General features: G+C 56.4%; 19 protein-coding genes and 1 tRNA gene. 12 read left to right on the plus strand and 8 right to left on the minus strand.

Features of this window, described 5'->3' with window-relative positions; genetic code table 11:
* The first annotated feature begins 3 nt into the window (after positions 1–3).
* The 6 genes from E4O98_RS18185 to E4O98_RS18210 all read left to right on the plus strand — a co-directional run bounded on the left by E4O98_RS18185 (position 4) and on the right by E4O98_RS18210 (position 6068).
* Positions 4–495 (plus strand): arsenate reductase ArsC, encoded by a 492-nt coding sequence (locus E4O98_RS18185; protein WP_032875512.1) that lies wholly within the window; start codon positions 4–6, stop codon positions 493–495.
* Between the two features lie 148 nt (positions 496–643).
* The gene (locus tag E4O98_RS18190; RefSeq protein ID WP_103735132.1) at positions 644–1255 is read left to right on the plus strand and encodes a LysE family transporter; all 612 of its coding nucleotides are present in this window, start codon (positions 644–646) and stop codon (positions 1253–1255) included.
* 318 nt (positions 1256–1573) lie between these two features.
* Positions 1574–1867, plus strand: a complete 294-nt coding sequence (locus E4O98_RS18195) for a hypothetical protein (protein WP_078821317.1) — start codon at positions 1574–1576, stop codon at positions 1865–1867.
* 235 nt (positions 1868–2102) lie between these two features.
* Entirely contained in the window at positions 2103–4817 is a 2715-nt protein-coding gene (mgtA, locus tag E4O98_RS18200; protein WP_248135825.1) for a magnesium-translocating P-type ATPase, read from the plus strand.
* 63 nt (positions 4818–4880) lie between these two features.
* Positions 4881–5228, plus strand: a complete 348-nt coding sequence (locus tag E4O98_RS18205) for a DUF2493 domain-containing protein (RefSeq protein ID WP_005788155.1) — start codon at positions 4881–4883, stop codon at positions 5226–5228.
* Between the two features lie 18 nt (positions 5229–5246).
* The gene (locus E4O98_RS18210; protein ID WP_248135826.1) at positions 5247–6068 is read left to right on the plus strand and encodes a hypothetical protein; all 822 of its coding nucleotides are present in this window, start codon (positions 5247–5249) and stop codon (positions 6066–6068) included.
* Here E4O98_RS18210 and E4O98_RS18215 read toward each other — a convergent pair.
* Entirely contained in the window at positions 6065–6760 is a 696-nt protein-coding gene (locus E4O98_RS18215) for a tellurite resistance TerB family protein (RefSeq protein WP_248135827.1), read from the minus strand. The genes E4O98_RS18210 and E4O98_RS18215 overlap by 4 nt on opposite strands.
* A 125-nt stretch (positions 6761–6885) precedes the next feature.
* Here E4O98_RS18215 and E4O98_RS18220 point away from each other — a divergent pair, with 125 nt between their 5' ends.
* Positions 6886–7413: a DinB family protein gene (locus tag E4O98_RS18220; RefSeq protein ID WP_248135828.1), complete on the plus strand. Its 528-nt coding sequence runs from the start codon at positions 6886–6888 to the stop codon at positions 7411–7413.
* A 114-nt stretch (positions 7414–7527) separates the two neighbouring features.
* Here the strand turns inward: E4O98_RS18220 and E4O98_RS18225 are convergent, their stop codons facing one another.
* Entirely contained in the window at positions 7528–8004 is a 477-nt protein-coding gene (locus E4O98_RS18225; protein WP_228308390.1) for a hypothetical protein, read from the minus strand.
* A gap of 224 nt (positions 8005–8228) precedes the next feature.
* On the opposite strand from E4O98_RS18225, the gene E4O98_RS18230 reads away from it, so the two are divergent.
* Together E4O98_RS18230 and E4O98_RS18235 are read left to right on the plus strand one after the other, a co-directional pair.
* Positions 8229–8315: transfer RNA gene (locus E4O98_RS18230), tRNA-Leu, on the plus strand.
* Between the two features lie 169 nt (positions 8316–8484).
* Complete coding sequence (locus E4O98_RS18235) at positions 8485–8694, plus strand: hypothetical protein (protein ID WP_228308661.1); 210 nt, start codon at positions 8485–8487, stop codon at positions 8692–8694.
* A gap of 3 nt (positions 8695–8697) precedes the next feature.
* On the opposite strand, the gene umuC is transcribed toward E4O98_RS18235, so the two are convergent.
* Positions 8698–9972, minus strand: a complete 1275-nt coding sequence (gene umuC / locus E4O98_RS18240) for a translesion error-prone DNA polymerase V subunit UmuC (RefSeq protein WP_248135829.1) — start codon at positions 9970–9972, stop codon at positions 8698–8700.
* Positions 9965–10390: a S24 family peptidase gene (locus E4O98_RS18245; protein WP_032880717.1), complete on the minus strand. Its 426-nt coding sequence runs from the start codon at positions 10388–10390 to the stop codon at positions 9965–9967. Before E4O98_RS18245 ends, umuC begins: the two co-directional genes overlap by 8 nt.
* A 389-nt stretch (positions 10391–10779) precedes the next feature.
* Between E4O98_RS18245 and E4O98_RS18250 the strand changes: the two genes are divergently transcribed.
* The 3 genes from E4O98_RS18250 to E4O98_RS18260 all read left to right on the plus strand — a co-directional run bounded on the left by E4O98_RS18250 (position 10780) and on the right by E4O98_RS18260 (position 14118).
* Complete coding sequence (locus tag E4O98_RS18250) at positions 10780–11523, plus strand: SOS response-associated peptidase family protein (RefSeq protein WP_248135966.1); 744 nt, start codon at positions 10780–10782, stop codon at positions 11521–11523.
* Between the two features lie 373 nt (positions 11524–11896).
* Positions 11897–13522 carry a methyl-accepting chemotaxis protein gene (locus tag E4O98_RS18255; protein ID WP_248135830.1) on the plus strand — a complete coding sequence of 542 codons (1626 nt, stop codon included), beginning with the start codon at positions 11897–11899 and terminating at the stop codon, positions 13520–13522.
* Positions 13523–13608: 86 nt separating this feature from the next.
* Positions 13609–14118: a GAF domain-containing protein gene (locus E4O98_RS18260; protein ID WP_248135831.1), complete on the plus strand. Its 510-nt coding sequence runs from the start codon at positions 13609–13611 to the stop codon at positions 14116–14118.
* A 32-nt stretch (positions 14119–14150) separates the two neighbouring features.
* On the opposite strand, the gene E4O98_RS18265 is transcribed toward E4O98_RS18260, so the two are convergent.
* The 4 genes from E4O98_RS18265 to E4O98_RS18280 are packed head-to-tail and all read right to left on the minus strand — an operon-like array spanning position 14151 to position 17295.
* Positions 14151–14687 (minus strand): lysis system i-spanin subunit Rz, encoded by a 537-nt coding sequence (locus E4O98_RS18265; RefSeq protein ID WP_248135832.1) that lies wholly within the window; start codon positions 14685–14687, stop codon positions 14151–14153.
* Positions 14684–15109, minus strand: coding sequence for a structural protein (locus tag E4O98_RS18270; RefSeq protein ID WP_248135833.1), 426 nt, complete (start codon positions 15107–15109; stop codon positions 14684–14686). Before E4O98_RS18270 ends, E4O98_RS18265 begins: the two co-directional genes overlap by 4 nt.
* Before the next feature lie 43 nt (positions 15110–15152).
* A complete protein-coding gene (locus E4O98_RS18275; protein WP_248135834.1) occupies positions 15153–16337 on the minus strand; it encodes a hypothetical protein in 1185 nt (394 codons plus the stop codon).
* A gap of 55 nt (positions 16338–16392) precedes the next feature.
* Positions 16393–17295, minus strand: a complete 903-nt coding sequence (locus tag E4O98_RS18280; RefSeq protein WP_248135835.1) for a hypothetical protein — start codon at positions 17293–17295, stop codon at positions 16393–16395.
* Between the last annotated feature and the right edge of the window lie 262 nt (positions 17296–17557).

The following is a 17557-nucleotide window of genomic DNA, read 5'->3' on the forward strand; positions in this document are numbered from 1 at the left end:
GCAATGAAAGTGCTGTTCATGTGTACCGCCAACAGTTGCCGTAGCATCTTGTCCGAAGCCATGTTCAATCACATGGCGCCTGAGGGCTTCGAAGCGATCAGCTCCGGCAGTTTCCCCAAGGGCCAGGTTTTGCCCCGCAGCCTGAGCACGCTGCAGGCAGCCGGCATCAGCACCGAAGGTTTGTACAGCAAGGGCAATGACGCCTTTGAAGGCAGCCCGCCGGATGTGGTCATCACGGTGTGCGACAACGCGGCCGGGGAAGCTTGCCCTGTGTATTTCGGTGCGGCGGTGAAGGCGCATTGGGGGTTGCAGGACCCTTCCCACGTGCAGGGTGATGAAGCCCAGGTAGACGCTGCATTCAAGGCCACCCTCGACATTATTGCCGCTCGCTGCGAGGCGTTTTTTGCGCTGCCATTTGCCAGCCTCGGCGCGGATGAATTGAAGGTTGAACTTGAGCGTATAGCCTCAATGTGGGAGGGGGCTTGCTCCCGATAGCGGAGGGTCAGCTACAGATGAGCTGACTGACACACTGCTATCGGGGGCAAGCCCCCTCCCACATTTGGATCGTGGACCATTAAAATCTGCATGGTTTCTTAACCCTGCGCTGACGTATGCTTTCGCACTTTCCTGAAAGGACACGGGCATGCTGTCGATCTTTGTCTATGCGCTGGTATTCGGTTTTGTGTTTTGCCTGTCTCCTGGCGCGGTGCTGGCAGAGACCCTGCGTCGCGGCTTGCTGCATGGTTTCACACCGGCCCTGATGGTGCAGTTTGGTTCCCTCGTAGGCGATGCAGTCTGGGCAGTGATCGGCCTCACCGGTATCGCACTGCTGATTCAGCATGATGCGGTGCGAGTGCCACTGACGATCTTCTGCGCGCTGTACCTGGCCTGGCTGGGCATCCGCAGCCTGATTGATGCGTGGCAGTTACCCGCAACCGACAACGTCCCTGCCAGCTCAGGCAAAAATGCGTTGGCCGTAGGCGCGGCGATCTCCCTGGCCAACCCGAAGAATATTGTCTACTGGGGCGCCCTGGGCAGCGCCCTGTCCGGCATCGTCGGCGCAACCCCCAGCCAGGGGCAGACCCTGATGTTTTTTGCCGGATTCATGCTGGCGTCGGTGCTCTCGTGTTTTCTCACCGCCGCGTTGGTGAATCTGCTGCGCAAGAACGCATCACCGACCTGGCAACGCGTGAGTTATGCGGCGTGCGGTTTAGTATTGATCTATCTGGCGATACTCGCCGCGCAAGGTATATAAAGTTATCTGGCCAGTAACTTGAACATGCCTCTTGTCTGAACAAACTCTGAACGCGGACTAATTTAGTTAATCATGCGTTGACATTCTGTAACGCTCTGAGTAGATTGCCCGTGCCCGCAACTGGGGCCTTTTTTAAACCTCACAAAAGAAGCCAATGGACACAGTATCTAGTCGCTGTCCGAGCACCGCCTCTGCGGGCATCGGGCGCCAAACCCAGAATATGACAGGACTCGCCTTCCAGGTCCGGTAAGCTGCGCTAGAGCTCGATGCTCCACCGTAACTGCCTCACCGGTCGCGTGTCCGGTCCCGAGGTGTGTTATGACCTTCCAACTCATTGCTTTACCCGATGTACCTACACTGGCCGCAGCCTTGCGCGCCAAGCTGTGCCGCGAGCCCGTGGGCTTCAGGCCAACCCGCCCGGCCTTTGCTGCACCCTCCTCCCAAGTACGCCCGGTACCGCCGCTGGCGCACTGGCGTATCTGCCCTGACAGCGGCCAACTGGTGCAGCACTGGGATCACGCCGACCCTCAAGACCCACAGAGACCCAAGGTTTCCAGCCTGGCGCAAGCCAGCTTGATGCTCGGTCTTTACGTGAGCGCTCGCGCCGCCTGACCTGGCTGGAAACAACAACTTTCTTATTGATGCCCTGGAGTTCTTTATGAACAAGTCCAGTAGGAGCCCGCTGCGCGCAAGTTAATTAATGCGCTGTTAGCGGGCATTGTAGAAGTTACCTGAACACTTTATTTAAACCGATCGCGAAGTCCGCGGCTCGGCATGCTTTCGCTCGCCTGTATGCAGGTAAGTACCGGGTATGTTTTGTCGAGAATTGGCGACAGGAGTACAGACAATGAGCGCCGTAAAAAACACGCCTCTGCACAAGAAAAATGGCACCGCTGCCGACACCAAGCTGTCGATGCGCGCCGCCCGTGAAGCCCAGAATGGCCTGGCGGCCACCCTCGCCAATGTACGAGCCACCCAGGACGGCCTGACCGAACTGGACGCCTCGGCGCGTCTGCAACGGGAAGGCTATAACGAAGTCGCCCATGACAAGCCGCCACACGCCATCGTCCAGTTCCTGCAGGCACTGAACAACCCGTTCATCTACGTGCTGTTGACCCTGGGCGGCATCAGCTTTGTCACCGACTATTGGTTGCCACTGCAGGCGGGTGAAGAAGTCGATCTGACCAAAGTCATCATCATCATGACCATGGTGTTGCTCAGCAGCCTGCTGCGCTTCTGGCAGGAACACCGCTCGGCCAAATCCGCCGAGGCCCTGAAGGCGATGGTACGCACCACCGCCACCGTGCTACGTCGCGAAGAGGTCGGCGCCCAGCCCACTTTGCGCGAAGTGCCGATGCGCGATCTGGTGGCCGGCGACATCGTGCAGTTGTCGGCCGGCGACATGATCCCCGCCGACATCCGCCTGATCGAGTCACGCGACCTATTTATCAGCCAGGCCGTGCTGACCGGTGAAGCCTTGCCGGTGGAGAAGTACGACACCCTGGGCGATGTCACGCAAAAATCCGCCTCCAACCTCGCCGCCGACCAAGGCAATCTGCTGGACCTGCCGAACATCTGCTTTATGGGCACTAACGTGGTGAGCGGCCGCGCCAAGGCGGTGGTGGTGGCTACCGGACCGCGCACTTACTTCGGCTCCCTGGCCAAGGCGATTGTCGGCTCGCGGGTGCAAACCGCCTTCGACCGTGGCGTGAACAGTGTCAGTTGGCTGCTGATCCGCTTCATGTTGGTGATGGTGCCGATCGTGTTCTTACTCAATGGCTTCTCCAAGGGGGACTGGGGCGATGCCTTCCTGTTTGCCCTGGCGGTGGCCGTCGGCCTGACCCCGGAAATGCTGCCGATGATCGTCAGTGCCAACCTGGCCAAAGGCGCTACAGCCATGGCCAAGCGCAAAGTGGTGGTCAAGCGCCTCAACGCGATCCAGAACTTCGGTTCAATGGATGTGCTGTGCACCGACAAGACCGGCACCCTGACCCAGGACAAGATCATCCTTGAGCATCACGTCAACGCCTTCGGCCAGCGCGACGACGCGGTGCTGTCCCTGGCCTGGCTCAACAGCTTTCACCAGAGCGGCATGAAGAACCTGATGGACCAGGCCGTGGTGCAGTTCTCGGCGCAAAACCCCAAGTTCCAGGTGCCATTTGCCTACAGCAAGGTCGATGAATTGCCCTTCGACTTTGTACGCCGTCGCCTGTCGATCGTGGTCAAGGATGCCGCCGGTGACCAGTTGCTGGTGTGCAAAGGGGCCGTGGAAGAGATGCTGAGCATTTCAACCCACACCCTGGAAGACGGCGCCGCCGTACCCCTGGACGATCGCCGTCGCGAGGCACTGCTGGCGATTGCCAACGACTACAACGAAGACGGTTTCCGGGTACTGGTGGTCGCAACCCGCCATATCCCCAAGGCATTGGCGCGTCAGCAATACACCACTGCCGATGAACGCAACCTGGTGATCCAGGGCTTCCTGACCTTCCTCGACCCGCCGAAGGAAACCGCGGGCCCGGCAATTGCCGCGCTGCAACAGATTGGCGTGGCGGTCAAAGTGTTGACCGGCGATAACGCGGTGGTCACCAGCAAGATCTGCCGCCAGGTTGGCCTCGAACCCGGCCAGCCGCTGCTGGGCGTGGAAATCGAAGCCATGGACGACGCCACCCTGCTGCGCCGCGTGGAAGAACGCACGGTGTTCGCCAAGCTGACACCGCTGCAAAAATCCCGTGTGCTCAAGGCGCTGCAAGCCAACGGCCATACGGTGGGCTTTCTCGGCGACGGCATCAACGATGCACCGGCGCTACGGGATGCCGACGTGGGTATTTCGGTGGACAGCGGCACGGATATCGCCAAGGAGTCGGCCGACATCATCCTGCTGGAAAAGAGCCTGATGGTGCTGGAAGAAGGCGTGCTCAAGGGCCGCGAAACCTTCGGCAATATCATGAAGTACCTGAACATGACCGCCAGCTCCAACTTCGGCAACGTGTTCTCGGTGCTGGTAGCCAGTGCGTTCATTCCGTTCATGCCGATGCTGGCGATCCACCTGCTGCTGCAGAACCTGATGTACGACATCTCCCAATTGGCTCTGCCGTGGGACAAGATGGACAAGGAGTACCTGGCCAAACCGCGCAAGTGGGATGCAAAAAATATCGGCCGCTTCATGATCTGGATCGGGCCGACCTCATCAATCTTCGACATCACCACCTTTGCCCTGATGTGGTACGTGTTCTCGGCCAACAGTGTGGAAATGCAGACGCTGTTCCAGTCCGGCTGGTTTATCGAAGGGCTGCTTTCGCAAACCCTGGTGGTGCATATGCTGCGCACCCGCAAGATTCCGTTCTTCCAGAGCACGGCCGCATGGCCGGTGTTGATGATGACCTGCATTGTGATCGCCTTGGGCATCTACGTGCCGTTCTCGCCGCTAGGCACCCTGGTGGGTCTGCAACCGCTGCCGATGGCGTACTTCCCATGGCTGGTAGGCACCCTGCTGGCTTACTGCTGCGTCGCTCAACTGATGAAAACGATCTACATCCGCCGCTTCAAGCAGTGGTACTGATCCCCCGCCATTCAAACGGTGGTGGTCGCCCGGCCGCCACCGTGCAATACAAGGATGCTCCCTATGCGCGTCTTGATCTGTGCAGGTCGTCATTACGCCGACACCAAAAAGTCCCGCCACGTGCTGGACGCTTACCACCGCCTGCACCCAGTGCAGGTGTTGATCCACGGCGGCAACCAGTTCCTCGGCAGCGAGATCGAGGAATGGGCGCGGGAAATCGGTATCGACGTGGTGCGCTACCCACCCAATTGGCAGCGCCACGGCAAACAGGCGGAACGCCAACGCAACCACTTCATGCTGGCCGACAGCCGCCCCGACCTGATCATCGCCCTGCCCGGCGGTGACGATACCTCGGAGCTGGTCTGCCAGGCCAAAGCCAGCGGCATTTCGGTGCTGACCGTAGAAAGCTGAATTCAAGCGAGGTGCACCATGCACACCCCACACAACCCGAAGCACCCGGACGGGTTTGCCAAATATCGCGCGCGCCATTTGCGCAGGGCGCGTCCCACCCTGCTGCTCTTGCCACCGGCCAAGCGCCGCGCCTTGCAGCGCAACCTGATCTTTATCGGCGTGACGCTGGGCACGCTGTTAATCCTCGCCCTGGTTTCCAAGGCGAATGCTGCCGGCGGCGCCTACGTGGTGGATGATGGCGCGATCAATGCGCCTGGCGAATGCAACATCGATGCCTGGCACACCGCCAATCGGCACGCAGGCAGTACGCACAACGAAACCTTGTCCCCGGCCTGCACGTTCAGTGGTATGCCATGGGTGCAGTGGGGCGCGGCTCTATCGCGGGCCACTGACGCGGGAAAGGGCGAAACGCAAGTCAGCCCACAGGTGAAGGCGCAGTTGTTGTCGCGAGAAGACTTGGGGCTGGAGCTGGCAATCGCCGCCGGGGCGCACATTGCCCTCGATCGTCAGCACGCATTCGACGGCGCTGACTTCAACCTGCCGTTAACGTGGCAGGCCATGGATGCATTGCGCCTGAACCTGAATGCCGGCTGGACCCATGCCTATAACGACGGCGCGCAACAGCACCGCCTGACCTGGGGCATGGGTTTCGAATACCAGCTTGCGCAGGTGTTGACGTTGATTGGCGAACGCTATGGCCAGGAAGGCGGTGAACAAGCATGGCAGGCGGGGCCGAGATTCCACGTCGGCAAGTTTGTCGACGTGGACCTGGTGGTCGGGCGCAGTTTGACTGGGGACCGTGCCCAGTGGCTGACCACTGGGGCTACTTTCAGGTTCTAGGCCTTGGCCTGTTGCTCCAGGTGTACCTGCAACTGGGGGTCGATTTGCAGCTGCCCGGCCAGATCGTCCAGGTAGTTTCGCTCGGCGTCCTGCTGATCATTGACCAGCAGGACGCTGGCCAGGTAAATCTCCGAAGCGATTGCCGGGTCCTTGGCATATTCAGCGAAATCTGCGGCATCCAGTGGCTTGGCGACTTCGGCGTCGAGCCACTGCTGCAGTTGTGGATCGTCGGTATGAAGGCCGATCTCGGTAGAGATCATCTTTTTCTCTTGCTCATCGATCCTGCCGTCCGCCTTGGCTGCTGCGATCATTGCACGCAGTACGCCGTGGCTATGGGCTTCGGCTTCAGGCCCTTCAAGCTGGTCAACGGTCTGGATGGCTTGCTGCGGCGCAGTCGCCTGCTGACGTTGCCACGCTTGATACGCCTGGAAGGCGGCCATGCCGAGGGATGCCAGCGCCGCGTAATTCATTCCGCCGCTGCTACGCGTCTGGGTCGTGCCGCCTGCCGGAGCGCCGCCCAACAAGCCACCCAGGCCACCCAGTAAACCACCCAAGCCGCCACCGGCTGATGCATTGCCGGTACCGGCGTTTTTCAACAAACCTCCAAGCAATCCGCCCAGGCCGCCGCCCGAAGCGCCGCCGCCTTGCTGCCCTGCTCGCCACAGTTGTTCCAGTAGATCGCTGGTATTCATGGTGTCGCCCTCCCGGGGCGCAATAATGGCGTTTATCAAACATAGTTCGCCTGCGATGGAACACCATGACCGCCGGGCGGGCAAGCTTTATGATGTCGCCACCATGCCGTCAAGGGAGAACCGCGGTGAACCGCATCGAGCATATTGGGTTGATGGCCCACTACAATCAATGGATGAACCGTAAGGTCTACGCCGCCGCCGGCACCTTGACCGACGCGGAGTTGACGGTGGATCGCCAGGCGTTTTTCGGCTCGATCCTCGGCACCTTGAACCACCTGACGCTGGGTGACACAGTCTGGCTCAAGCGCTTTGCCGAACATCCGGCGGGCTTTCGCGCGTTGGCACCGTTGAGTGACATCCCTACACCGGTGGATCTCAAGCAATTGGCCTTTGCCAACTTGAGTGAACTGTCAGCCCATCGCGCCTGGCTGGATCAATTGATCATTGATTGGGCCAACACGCTGCAGGAGTCTCATCTGGACCAGCGCCTGCGCTACCACAACATGCGCGGCGTGGCAGGCGAGAAGCCCTTCTTCAGCCTGCTGGTGCACTTTTTCAACCACCAGACCCACCACCGGGGCCAGGTGACAACACTGCTGACCCAGGCTGGCGTGGACGTGGGTACTACCGACCTGCTGGCACTGATTGACTGAACGCGGGCACAGCGCATTACACAAATCTTGTGGGAGCGGGCTTGCTCGCGAATGCGGTACGTCAGGCACTGAGCCAGTTACTGAAGCACCGCTTTCCCGAGCAAGCCCTCTCCTTTACTTCACCTTGCTGCTCAACGTTTCCACACTGCGCTTCAAATCATCCAGGCCGCGCTTGAGGCCGGCGATTTCGTCTTTCTGCCGATCTATCGTATTTTTCTGCTCATCCACCGTGCGCTTGAGACTCGACAACTGGCTATCACTGCTGCTGGAACTCGACCCGTCTTTACGCTTGAACTCGTCAAATGCACGATCCTGATCATCCATTTTGGTTTTCAGGCTTTGCAGCTCGCTTTCGCTACGCTTTTGCGCCGCTTGCAACGCCTCGATATCGCCGACGGAAATACTCGACGACTTCAACACATAGGTATTGCCCGCCTCTACCGAGGCGCCCGTCAATCTGTCTGTCGACGATGCACTGAACTCTCCCCACCGCACCGCACTCGCCGCCTGCGCCGGGCCAGCTATCGCCGCACCCAACAGCCCCACCACGCCTGCAGCCATCATCCAAGAACGCCTACGGACACTGAGCATCAACTGACTCCTTTGCGATTTGCCGGGATGGCATGTCGCTATGACTGTCATTTATGAGGCGTGTTCCTGCGGCGCAAGCATTCATCAGGACTTAACCCAAAGGCCCTGTAGATCACTGATCTGCCACGCTTTTTCATCGGTATCTTTATGCAGGAAAGCGCGCTTCGAGGTTGCGCCGAAGCGACAGGATCTATATATTCCCAACCCTGCTACACCGCGCTACCGCCCGAATGGCGAAACTGGTAGACGCATGGGACTTAAAATCCCCCGCCCGTAAGGGCGTCCCGGTTCGATTCCGGGTTCGGGCACCACAGATATCAAGGGCTTGCATGATGAACTTCATGCAGGCCCTTATCTATTTTGTTCCGCAGTTTTACAAGCTGTTCCGCAATTATCCCTTCCCCGGCGTCCTGCCGAACGAACACAACTACCAAAAAAACACACGCACTACTACGCTGTTCACTCTCCGGAGGAACACCAATGCCGAATTCAGATCTACTCCCTTCCCTGCTTTCTAAGCTCTACGAAAACCAACTCGCCCTCGAAGCGTCCATCCTGGAATTGTCCAACTGGGTGGAGCAGCGCGGCTCCGCCGAGGTAGCAGAAAATGTTCGAGGCGCTCTTCAAGCCATCGACGATAACGAGGAGTTCATCAAACTGACTCTGGCGGTACTGATGAGTCCTGAATAACAGCTACTTGCAGGCTACAGCCCAAAGCTGGTCCAGCTTGGTGGTGTAACTCTGGCTCATCATCTCCCGACGCATACCCCAGTCGGGATTGGTGGGCACGCTAGCAGAACGAAGCGTTCCCCTTCCCCACCTCTCGTTGATCTGATCAAGGACGCTCATGACCTGGGTTGCCTCGGTCGGCTGCGATATTGCAAAAAGATCATCTGTGTATTCGCCTGGCTGACACAGGTTGAGCAGCATCACCTCGGCCTTGCTGTATTTGAAACCCGGCCGAAAAATCCTGTCGAGCGCATCAACAGCGGCTTTCGTGAGCAGGCGCACGTCATCGGTGGGGTATGGCATATCCACCACCACGCCGTTGGCGTACTTCGCCTCCTCCGGATTGAACATGCCTGTGCGGATACAGACGCGGACCTTTTTGCAAAGTGAGTTTTGGGCGCGGAGCTTCTCTGACGCCCGCATCATGTAGGTGGCTACCGCTTCCTTGATCGGCGGCAGATCGGTCAGCCGTTTGCCGAACATCCGGCTGCAGCATATTTCTTGCTTGGGCGGGTCGGGCTCGTCAAGTTCCAGACACGATGTGCCGGCCAGCTCCCGCGCCGTCTTTTCGATCACTACGCTGAATTTCTTACGGAGCGTCCAAGGATCTGCCTTGGACAGGTCCATCGCTGACTTTATGCCCATGGCGTCGAGGTGGAGCTTCATTTTGCGGCCTACGCCCCACACTTCGCAGACGTCAGTATTACGCAGCACCCAATCGCGCTTGACCGGATCGGTGATGTTCACCACGCCACCGGTTTGAGCTTGCAGTCGCTTTGCCGTGTGGTTGGCCAGCTTGGCCAAAGTCTTTGTATGGGCAATACCTACACCAACCGGAATGCCGGTACATCGGAGCACCTGGGCACGGATCTGTCGGCCCAGAGCATCCAAACCGGCAATCCCGGTCAGGTCTGCAAATGCTTCATCAATCGAATACACCTCAACGGCTGGCACCAGCGATTCAATCACGCTCATGACGCGCTGGCTCATATCCCCGTACAGCGCATAATTCGACGAGAAGGCCACAATTCCGTGCTGTCTGAGCTTGTGCTTAATCTGAAAATACGGTTCGCCCATTTTGACGAAGGGAGAAGCTTCATAGCTACGCGCAATGACACAGCCATCATTGTTACTCAAGACAACGATTGGGACGCGCGCCAGATCCGGGCGAAACACGCGCTCACAGCTAGCGTAGAAACGGTTGCAATCGACAAGTGCGAATACAGGCGATTTAGACATGACTACGCACTGTGCTGGTGATCACGCCCCAGATCGATAGCTCATCGCCCTCCAGGACATACCGCGCTGGGTATTTTGGGTTTTCAGATAAAAGAATCACCTCTTTCCCACGTTTGCAAAGTCGCTTGCATACAGGATCATTATTCAAGAGAGCGACAACGATGTGCCCGTGGACCGGCTCAATTGACCGGTCCACAACTGCCAAGTCTCCCTCAAAAATTCCCGCCCCTTGCATACTTTCGCCAGTAATCGCGATGAGATAGACGTGCGGCGCCCTGATATTTAGGACCTCATCCAATGAGATGTGCTGCTCGATGTGATCGGCCGCCGGCGATGGAAAGCCGGCGGGCACCCGAAAAGAGCAAAAGGGCAGCTTCGTGCCACCCTCGGCGATAGGACCTAAAATTGAGAAGCTCATGACGCAGCCTTTTACAGATACTGTACGAATGTACAGTTAATAGCGCAGATGGCTTGTGGTCAATTTCGTGTAAGAGATATCTGACAAGCGGGCGGTTCAAGCCACCTCTTCGGTGTACGCGGTGCTGGCCTCGGACACCAGCTCGCGCCACTCGGCAGTGTCGATGATTCCTCGGCTTTTGAGGCCATCAGTCATTGCCAGGCGGGTCTCGTACCTGTACTCGGGCGTCCCGCTAACAAACGCAGGGTCATCATCGAGGGCAAGCCAGGCTCTAAGCTCGCTTATTTGCCGAATATCGAAGGTCATGACGAATCGCACACGTGAAGGTCTACCGTATAGAGATGGGCGACAGTAAAACCGTTCCAGGCACCCGACGTGTGGAGAAGTCTATGTGTGGCCGATTCGTTCAGTACGAGGGGATGGCGATCTATATCGAGGAGCTGAGCCCTCAGATCGAGCTTTTCAGTGGCTACGACGCAGAACCTATAAACCGGTTCAACGTCGCACCGTCGACGCGTGTGCAACTGCTGCACAGCAAAGAGGATGGGTTGCACATTGACGCTGTGCACTGGGGGTGGGCGCCCTTCTGGGCTAAAGGCAAACGACCTGACCCGATAAATGCTCGGGTAGAAACCGTCACGACTGGTAAATTTTTCAAACAGCTTTGGCCGACTGGCCGTGCGATCGTACCTAGCGAAGGCTGGTATGAGTGGGTCAAAGACCCGGGCGACCCGAAAAAGAAGCAGCCATATTTCATTCGGCTCAAAAGCAGAAAACCGATGTTCTTCGGAGCACTTGCCCAGGTACATCTAGGCCTTGACCCGCACGGAGGTGACGGTTTCGTCATCATCACTGCTGCCAGCGATCAGGGCATGGTTGATATTCACGACCGCCGCCCATTGGTTCTTACTCCGGAGCACGCCAACGAATGGCTTGATCCTGATATTTCGCCTGCTCGCGCGGAAGAAATCGCAAAGGACCTATGCCAGCCCACTGAAGAGTTTGAGTGGTTCCCTGTTAGCAAGGCTGTGGGCAACGTTAGGAACCAGGGCTCAGAGCTTATTGAATTGGATCTATCCGCTGAAAAACCACATGACGAACACGACAGCGGTCACCCAACCAAGGGTAAGTAGAAATGAAAGACCTGCAAGCCGCTTGTCCATAGTGCTCTGTCCAAATCCAAACGCCCCCCATACGTCAGCATGTCTGGAGAGTCCTGCAAGGTGCCGTGCTTGTAAATGCTCGCTTTTAGCATGGCACGCCCCGGACGTGCCGTAGCCAAAAAAATGGTGAACCGCACATAGCGAGCGCACACGAAATTACTTAGCGCGCAATTATTTAGCACATCTATCATTCCAATACATTTTTTTGCATACCTCGTTTCAGGTATATGCCTGCAAGCTGCAGCTGGAAGTCAGTATGCCGCATGAAAATGCTGCCTGCGTTCGTGATCCTTGAAATTACGTGGAAATGCCACGCTACTAAATCCGGCCCTCGGAGGCCTAAATGAAATTGAGATCCTTGAGTATCGCGCGGCGAGCTTTCGTCTGTTTTGGCTTAATCACACTCCTACTGATCAGCTTGGCGGGCTTCTCTTATCTGCAAATTGATCGGCTACGCGCTACAGAACAGGCCATTGAGCAAAACTCCCTTCCAAGCATTCAGGTCATTGACGATATTCAGATCGCCCTCCTCCACGCCCGTCTTGAAAGTATCCGCATGCTCTCAAGTACCACGGCAGAGGTGCATGATTTCTCGCTGTCAAAGGTCGAAGAAGCTATACAGACACTTCAGGCGAAGACTGATTTCTATCGTGCACATTTAATGTCTGGTGAGCAGGACGAAATCCAGTTCGCGAAGGCCAATCAGGCTATGAATGCTTACGTCGACGGCCTCAAAAAAGTAATCGCTTTGGATTCATCTGATCATGATCAGGCTTTGATCTTTGCCAATACAGAACAGGCACAAAGAGCGACCGTCTATCAAGAGCAACTGACATTGCTGCGAGAGCAAAATGCACGCCAGGCCGTGGTATCTGGAGTAGACGCGACCGACGTATATACCCATAGCGTAAAAGTCCTGATAGCAGTGCTGATCGTGGCATTTGTCTTAACCATAGCACTGGCGATCTTGTTCACTAATAGCATCGTAGGCCCAATCAGTTCATCACTTAAATTGGCGGAAAATATCGCTGCTGGCGACCTCACCCATGATCTTGAAGTAACAGGTTCAGATGAAGCTTCGCGTTTGATGCATGCACTGAATCTTATGCAGAAAAATTTGCGACACACCATTTTGGAAATTTCGGGAGCTTCAACCCAACTGAGCACCGCGGCCGTCGAAATGACCTCGATCACAGAAAGCGCTGATCGCACACTTCAGCAGCAAAATAGCGAAATCGAGCAAGCTGCTACCGCAGTAACTGAAATGAGCGCGGCTGTTGAAGAGGTTGCACGGAACGCCAATTCCACATCTGAAGCAGCGATGCAATCAAGCATATCTGCAGATCTCGGGAATCAAAAAGTCACTGAGACCTTGACAGCGATGCGCGGCCTGACAGGCTTGGTAGAGGTGTCATCAGATCAGGTGAAAGAACTCGCGGGCCAGGCGCAAGACATTACTAAAGTTTTGAGCGTGATCAGGGCGATTGCTGAGCAAACAAACCTACTCGCTTTGAACGCCGCAATAGAAGCGGCTCGTGCAGGAGAACAGGGTCGCGGTTTCGCAGTAGTCGCAGACGAAGTTCGTGCGCTGGCACACCGAACACAAACATCGACGCAAGAAATTGAACAGATGATATCCACGATTCAAGCAGGCTCTTCTGCCGCGGTTGAATCTATGCAAAAGAGCACATCCGAGGTCTACAGCACGCGAGATACTGCAGAACAAGCGGGCCAGTCGTTGCGGCAAATTATTAATTCCGTGCTCGAAATTAACGATCGGAATATCCAAATTGCAACCGCATCCGAGGAACAAGCTCACGTCGCACGGGATGTTGATCGTAGTCTGATAAGCATCCGCGACCTTGCAGTGCAGAGCAGTGAAGGCACCCGCCAGACACTTACAGCGAGCAACGAGCTTTCTCGCTTGGCCGTTAACCTAAACGATTTGGTTTCTCGATTCAGGACGTAGTAAATCAGCCAAACGCAATTTTCGGCTGATCGTAGGATCTCAGACGCCAATGCGGCGCGCCCAATTAAAAACAGCACAGGTGGAATATGAATAGGCCCGAAATCAGCTTGCACTCTGTGCTGAATTTAAACGAGCGTTCAGCGTTGGCTGAGATGGAAGCTATCACTAGCATTTTAAAACTTGTAACACGCCTTACTGGAATGCGATTTGCCGGGATCGCGAAGTTCACCGAAGCAGACTGGATCGTCTGCTCAGCTTACGACCCGATGCATATGGGGATAGAGGCTGGGGATACACTGGAACTGGAAATCACGCTTTGCAGCGAGCTCCGTAGAGATCCTAAGGCGCTTTTTATTCCTAAAATCAGTGAAGACGGTAGATACTCGAGTCGTGCTGTGGTTAAACGGTATGCGATAGAAAGCTATGCAGGTGTTCCCATCTTCCTTCCTAATGGGCAGCTATATGGTGCTCTATGCGCCCTAGATTCGCGCTCGATAATATTTGAAGACCCGGAGTTGGAAGAGACGTTAGCTTTATTTGCAACGTTGATCGGATGCGTTTTTTTCACGACCCCGCTGCTGAATGAATCCGAATGATATGCCTTATCTCACATTCGGGTTTATGAGTTTCAATGCGAGTGGTTGATAGCTCGGACGTAATCTTGGCATGCTCGTAACGCTATCAAGCCGTTATCACCTTCATCAGTTATGGCGATAATTCGTTGCGCATGCGCTGGGTCAAGTTGGGCTCGACGGGCTGCATGAACCACGCCGGCGGCGCCGGGGGCGGCAGGCACGTCGCAGCGACTGGCTGTGTCCGTGCCGTCGAGAAGGACTGACAGCCGGACATCAGCAGTGGCAAGGCGATCGCGAAGAGAAGCCTGATTGCGTTGAGCATCGGATAATTCCTGAGTGTGTTGTTGGTCCTGCACTGCAATCTGCTGCTCGATGGCCAAGCGCTTATCCTGCTCGGCCTTCTGCTGCCGCCAGGCTTCGTTGCTTATGGCGTCGAGCTGACCCTGGTGCGCGGCGCTTTGGGCCGAGAGCCGTTCGAACAGTTGCTTGCCCAGTCGCCAGTCCTGAACCTGCCAAGTCACGCCGGCGGCGCTGGCCATCAACAACAGAACCAGCACCGCCAGGCCGGCAATCCTCTGCACTGGCGTCATGTCAGTGCCCGCCGCACGCCTTCCGCCAGCACTTCGTCGGGGTAAACGTACCCGGCGTTCTCATGGTGGATGATCGCCTTGACGAAGCCCGTCATGACCTTTGTTCGGGCCATGTCAATTTCCGCCCCAGGCCGAGTACCGGTATTCGCTTCAACCGCGCGCACGTACGCCGCAGTGTCGTTCTCTACCGACGGCGCCCACCGGCTGATGATCGCCTTCACAGTTTTCAGGCCATGTTTGCGCTGATAAGTCAGCAGCAGCTTGCCCAGGGCGCGAATACCATTCTCGGGCGTATCGAACCTGGCGAAGCGCTTCTCTAACGCAGGGTCAGGCTTCAACTGGCCCTGCCACTGGTTGGCCGGGTTGTAATCGATATTTCCGGGGTTTTTGTTGCGTACCCCGCGGGTTTCGGTGGTCGACATGCTTTTCTCCAGGCGTAAAAAAGCCCGCTCAGTTGGCGGGCTGCTATTCTTCGGTCGATCTGAGTGGCGGCGGCGTATCGACCTTGGGCATTTCAAGCCGCACATCGATCCAGCTATTCGGCGGAACATCCATTGGCGCCCCCCGGCCCGGCACCATCTCTCCGTCATCAGTGAGCGTCCAGCGCTGCTTGAAAAGACGGATTACGACAGCCCCGCCATCGGCCTGCTCGCTTTCGGTTATGCCCAGTGCACGACCTCCATCAGGCGAGTGCGGATCTTGTGTGCGCCAGCCCTCCAGTGCCAGGCCAAGGCTTCCCGTCACCCGATACTCGCCAACGCCGAGGCGCTCAACAATAACGCCGCGCGCTTCATCGTTGGCCACACCCCATTCTCCGGCAGGGAGAAACGATTCCTCTTGGAGGTCGCGGCGCTCGCTGGCGGACACATCAGCAATTCTCAGGATGGGTGAAGCCGCCGAAAGCGCACCGCCGGAACCGCGGGTGGTGTTACCTGTGTGGTAAACGCTATACGTGGGGCCGAAGGTTCCAGCAGCACCAGGCGTGGTGCGGAAGAGCAGCGAACCGGTGCCTTGCGAAACGGGAATGAAGATTTGCGCCTCATATCCAACGTTGTACGGAATTCGAATCAGGGTTGAGTAGCTCAGCCCAGACGAAGATCCGTTATTCAGAAACTTGTAGAAAGCGCCCTGTTGCCCAGGCTCGCCAGGTCTGTCCATTTGATAGGCGTCTGGGGCAACATTGGAAAACATCCCGCTGAGCACGCCCGCCGGGATCAGGTCGCCGTTAGTAAGGCCAAAGTTTTTTGCAGAAGCGGTACCCAGGTCCAGTGCCACCTTGGCTGCTGCCTTGGTGGTAGTACCTGTACCACCATTTGCAAACGGGACAACCGCCATACTGGAGACGGGACCAAGTCCTGCGAGCGTGGCTCCCCACTGCTGAACCATCAGGTTGACCGCATCGGCCAGGGCCTTTGGGTAGCCGTTTACAGGGACAATGCCGTAGGACGCACCGGAGGCATTGGCTCCGCGATAAGCCGGCGAGATCGACACGGAGGTATCGCTCGACGGGTTTATAACCTGATAGACGCCGTTATCTGGACCGACAAACATATCGCCAGAGCGGCAGTTTGAAAACTTGGTACCGACACCAGTCACAACGGTGTTGCCGTTATTGACGGTGACGGTTCCTTCTGAAAACCAAGAAGCCATATTTTTCTCCAGGCAAAAAATTACCCGCACTCGGCGGGCTCTTTGAGCTAATAAATCAGTTGAAGGGAAATGGCAGGTTGGCCGTCTCGATCACTAAAGCGGTCGGTAGCCTATCCGTTGCAATTTGCGAAAAGTTTGGTGGCATTGGAGTACCACTCACAACCGTCGGGTGATCTTGAGGTGTCCCCCCAGCAGGCCCGAACATAAACTGAATGCCTCCTACGACACCGCCACACCCCTCGCTTCCCCCATAACGATAGGTCCGCTTCGACTCGTTGAGACCGTACAACCAGATCTGACACCCCCTACTCCAGGGAAGGTACGCGGCGTACTCAACGCCCGGCTTGATATTAATCGTTACCTTGGCGGTAAATATATTTGACTGGTAACCGGGAGGTGTTTCGCGCTGCTCAACATTCAAGACGGCATTCGCGTATGGCCTGCTACCCGATGGGATTGGATATTGCGACTCCTGCGTTCCCGTCGGCGGAGGCGCTTGAATGGATGCAACTACATTCAAGGCCAGTTGCAGAGAGTTAAACGTCATTGCACTGTCCGTTTGCCGGGTTTTCAAGTACGGAGACCCCGCAATAGCGTCCTTCATCAAATCAAAGCAATAGAATTTAGTATTTACGCTTGCGTTAGTGTAAAGAAAAGTCATTGAATCGCCGGAAATCTTTGTCCCCTGCAAGCAACCGCTGCCAGTGAGAAACACGATTGGCGACGAGGCTCCAACCACAGTGAAGCCATAAATAACATCTGACAAGGCAACGCTAGGACTTACACCTGAGCTTGTCCAATTTCCACCCCAATTAGGATCTACGTTCCCTCCTTTAAAACTCCGACGCCACCAGGTCTCGATGACGCTTAGATTTCCGCTTTTCACAAGACCATAGGTAATTTTGGCCGTATCAAACAGAAGACTGCCATCTTGTTTTTTAACTACGAGATTAGCCATTAATAATAACCGTAGTAAATAATGCAATTGGCTGAAAAATTACCCCAGCCGTTGGTGTTGTACGAGTAGATCCAAGAGAGAACCCCGTTGGATATCGTTACCGACGGGACCTTTCCCTTTTCGAGCTGCCTGTCCTGAAGAGGAACGACGATTGGAAATTGGACCTTTCCAGGGGGCGGTGCCGGGATCGCTATTGAACCATTTGCAGAGTTGGTAACCACTGATCCTTGGGTCTGGCTAATACTCATAGTCATATCGACTT

Origin of the sequence: Pseudomonas sp. W2Jun17, from assembly GCF_023127795.1 — a bacterium.
Taxonomy (GTDB): Bacteria; Pseudomonadota; Gammaproteobacteria; order Pseudomonadales; family Pseudomonadaceae; genus Aquipseudomonas; species Aquipseudomonas synxantha_A.

Coding starts and splice junctions, on each gene's coding strand:
- E4O98_RS18185 (WP_032875512.1), top strand. CDS start 4: ATGAAAGTGCTGTTCATGTGTACCGCCAACAGTTGCCGTAGCATCTTG.
- E4O98_RS18190 (WP_103735132.1), top strand. CDS start 644: ATGCTGTCGATCTTTGTCTATGCGCTGGTATTCGGTTTTGTGTTTTGC.
- E4O98_RS18195 (WP_078821317.1), top strand. CDS start 1,574: ATGACCTTCCAACTCATTGCTTTACCCGATGTACCTACACTGGCCGCA.
- mgtA (WP_248135825.1), top strand. CDS start 2,103: ATGAGCGCCGTAAAAAACACGCCTCTGCACAAGAAAAATGGCACCGCT.
- E4O98_RS18205 (WP_005788155.1), top strand. CDS start 4,881: ATGCGCGTCTTGATCTGTGCAGGTCGTCATTACGCCGACACCAAAAAG.
- E4O98_RS18210 (WP_248135826.1), top strand. CDS start 5,247: ATGCACACCCCACACAACCCGAAGCACCCGGACGGGTTTGCCAAATAT.
- E4O98_RS18215 (WP_248135827.1), bottom strand. CDS start 6,760: ATGAATACCAGCGATCTACTGGAACAACTGTGGCGAGCAGGGCAGCAA.
- E4O98_RS18225 (WP_228308390.1), bottom strand. CDS start 8,004: ATGCTCAGTGTCCGTAGGCGTTCTTGGATGATGGCTGCAGGCGTGGTG.
- E4O98_RS18235 (WP_228308661.1), top strand. CDS start 8,485: ATGCCGAATTCAGATCTACTCCCTTCCCTGCTTTCTAAGCTCTACGAA.
- umuC (WP_248135829.1), bottom strand. CDS start 9,972: ATGTCTAAATCGCCTGTATTCGCACTTGTCGATTGCAACCGTTTCTAC.
- E4O98_RS18245 (WP_032880717.1), bottom strand. CDS start 10,390: ATGAGCTTCTCAATTTTAGGTCCTATCGCCGAGGGTGGCACGAAGCTG.
- E4O98_RS18250 (WP_248135966.1), top strand. CDS start 10,780: ATGTGTGGCCGATTCGTTCAGTACGAGGGGATGGCGATCTATATCGAG.
- E4O98_RS18255 (WP_248135830.1), top strand. CDS start 11,897: ATGAAATTGAGATCCTTGAGTATCGCGCGGCGAGCTTTCGTCTGTTTT.
- E4O98_RS18260 (WP_248135831.1), top strand. CDS start 13,609: ATGAATAGGCCCGAAATCAGCTTGCACTCTGTGCTGAATTTAAACGAG.
- E4O98_RS18265 (WP_248135832.1), bottom strand. CDS start 14,687: ATGACGCCAGTGCAGAGGATTGCCGGCCTGGCGGTGCTGGTTCTGTTG.
- E4O98_RS18270 (WP_248135833.1), bottom strand. CDS start 15,109: ATGTCGACCACCGAAACCCGCGGGGTACGCAACAAAAACCCCGGAAAT.
- E4O98_RS18275 (WP_248135834.1), bottom strand. CDS start 16,337: ATGGCTTCTTGGTTTTCAGAAGGAACCGTCACCGTCAATAACGGCAAC.
- E4O98_RS18280 (WP_248135835.1), bottom strand. CDS start 17,295: ATGGCTAATCTCGTAGTTAAAAAACAAGATGGCAGTCTTCTGTTTGAT.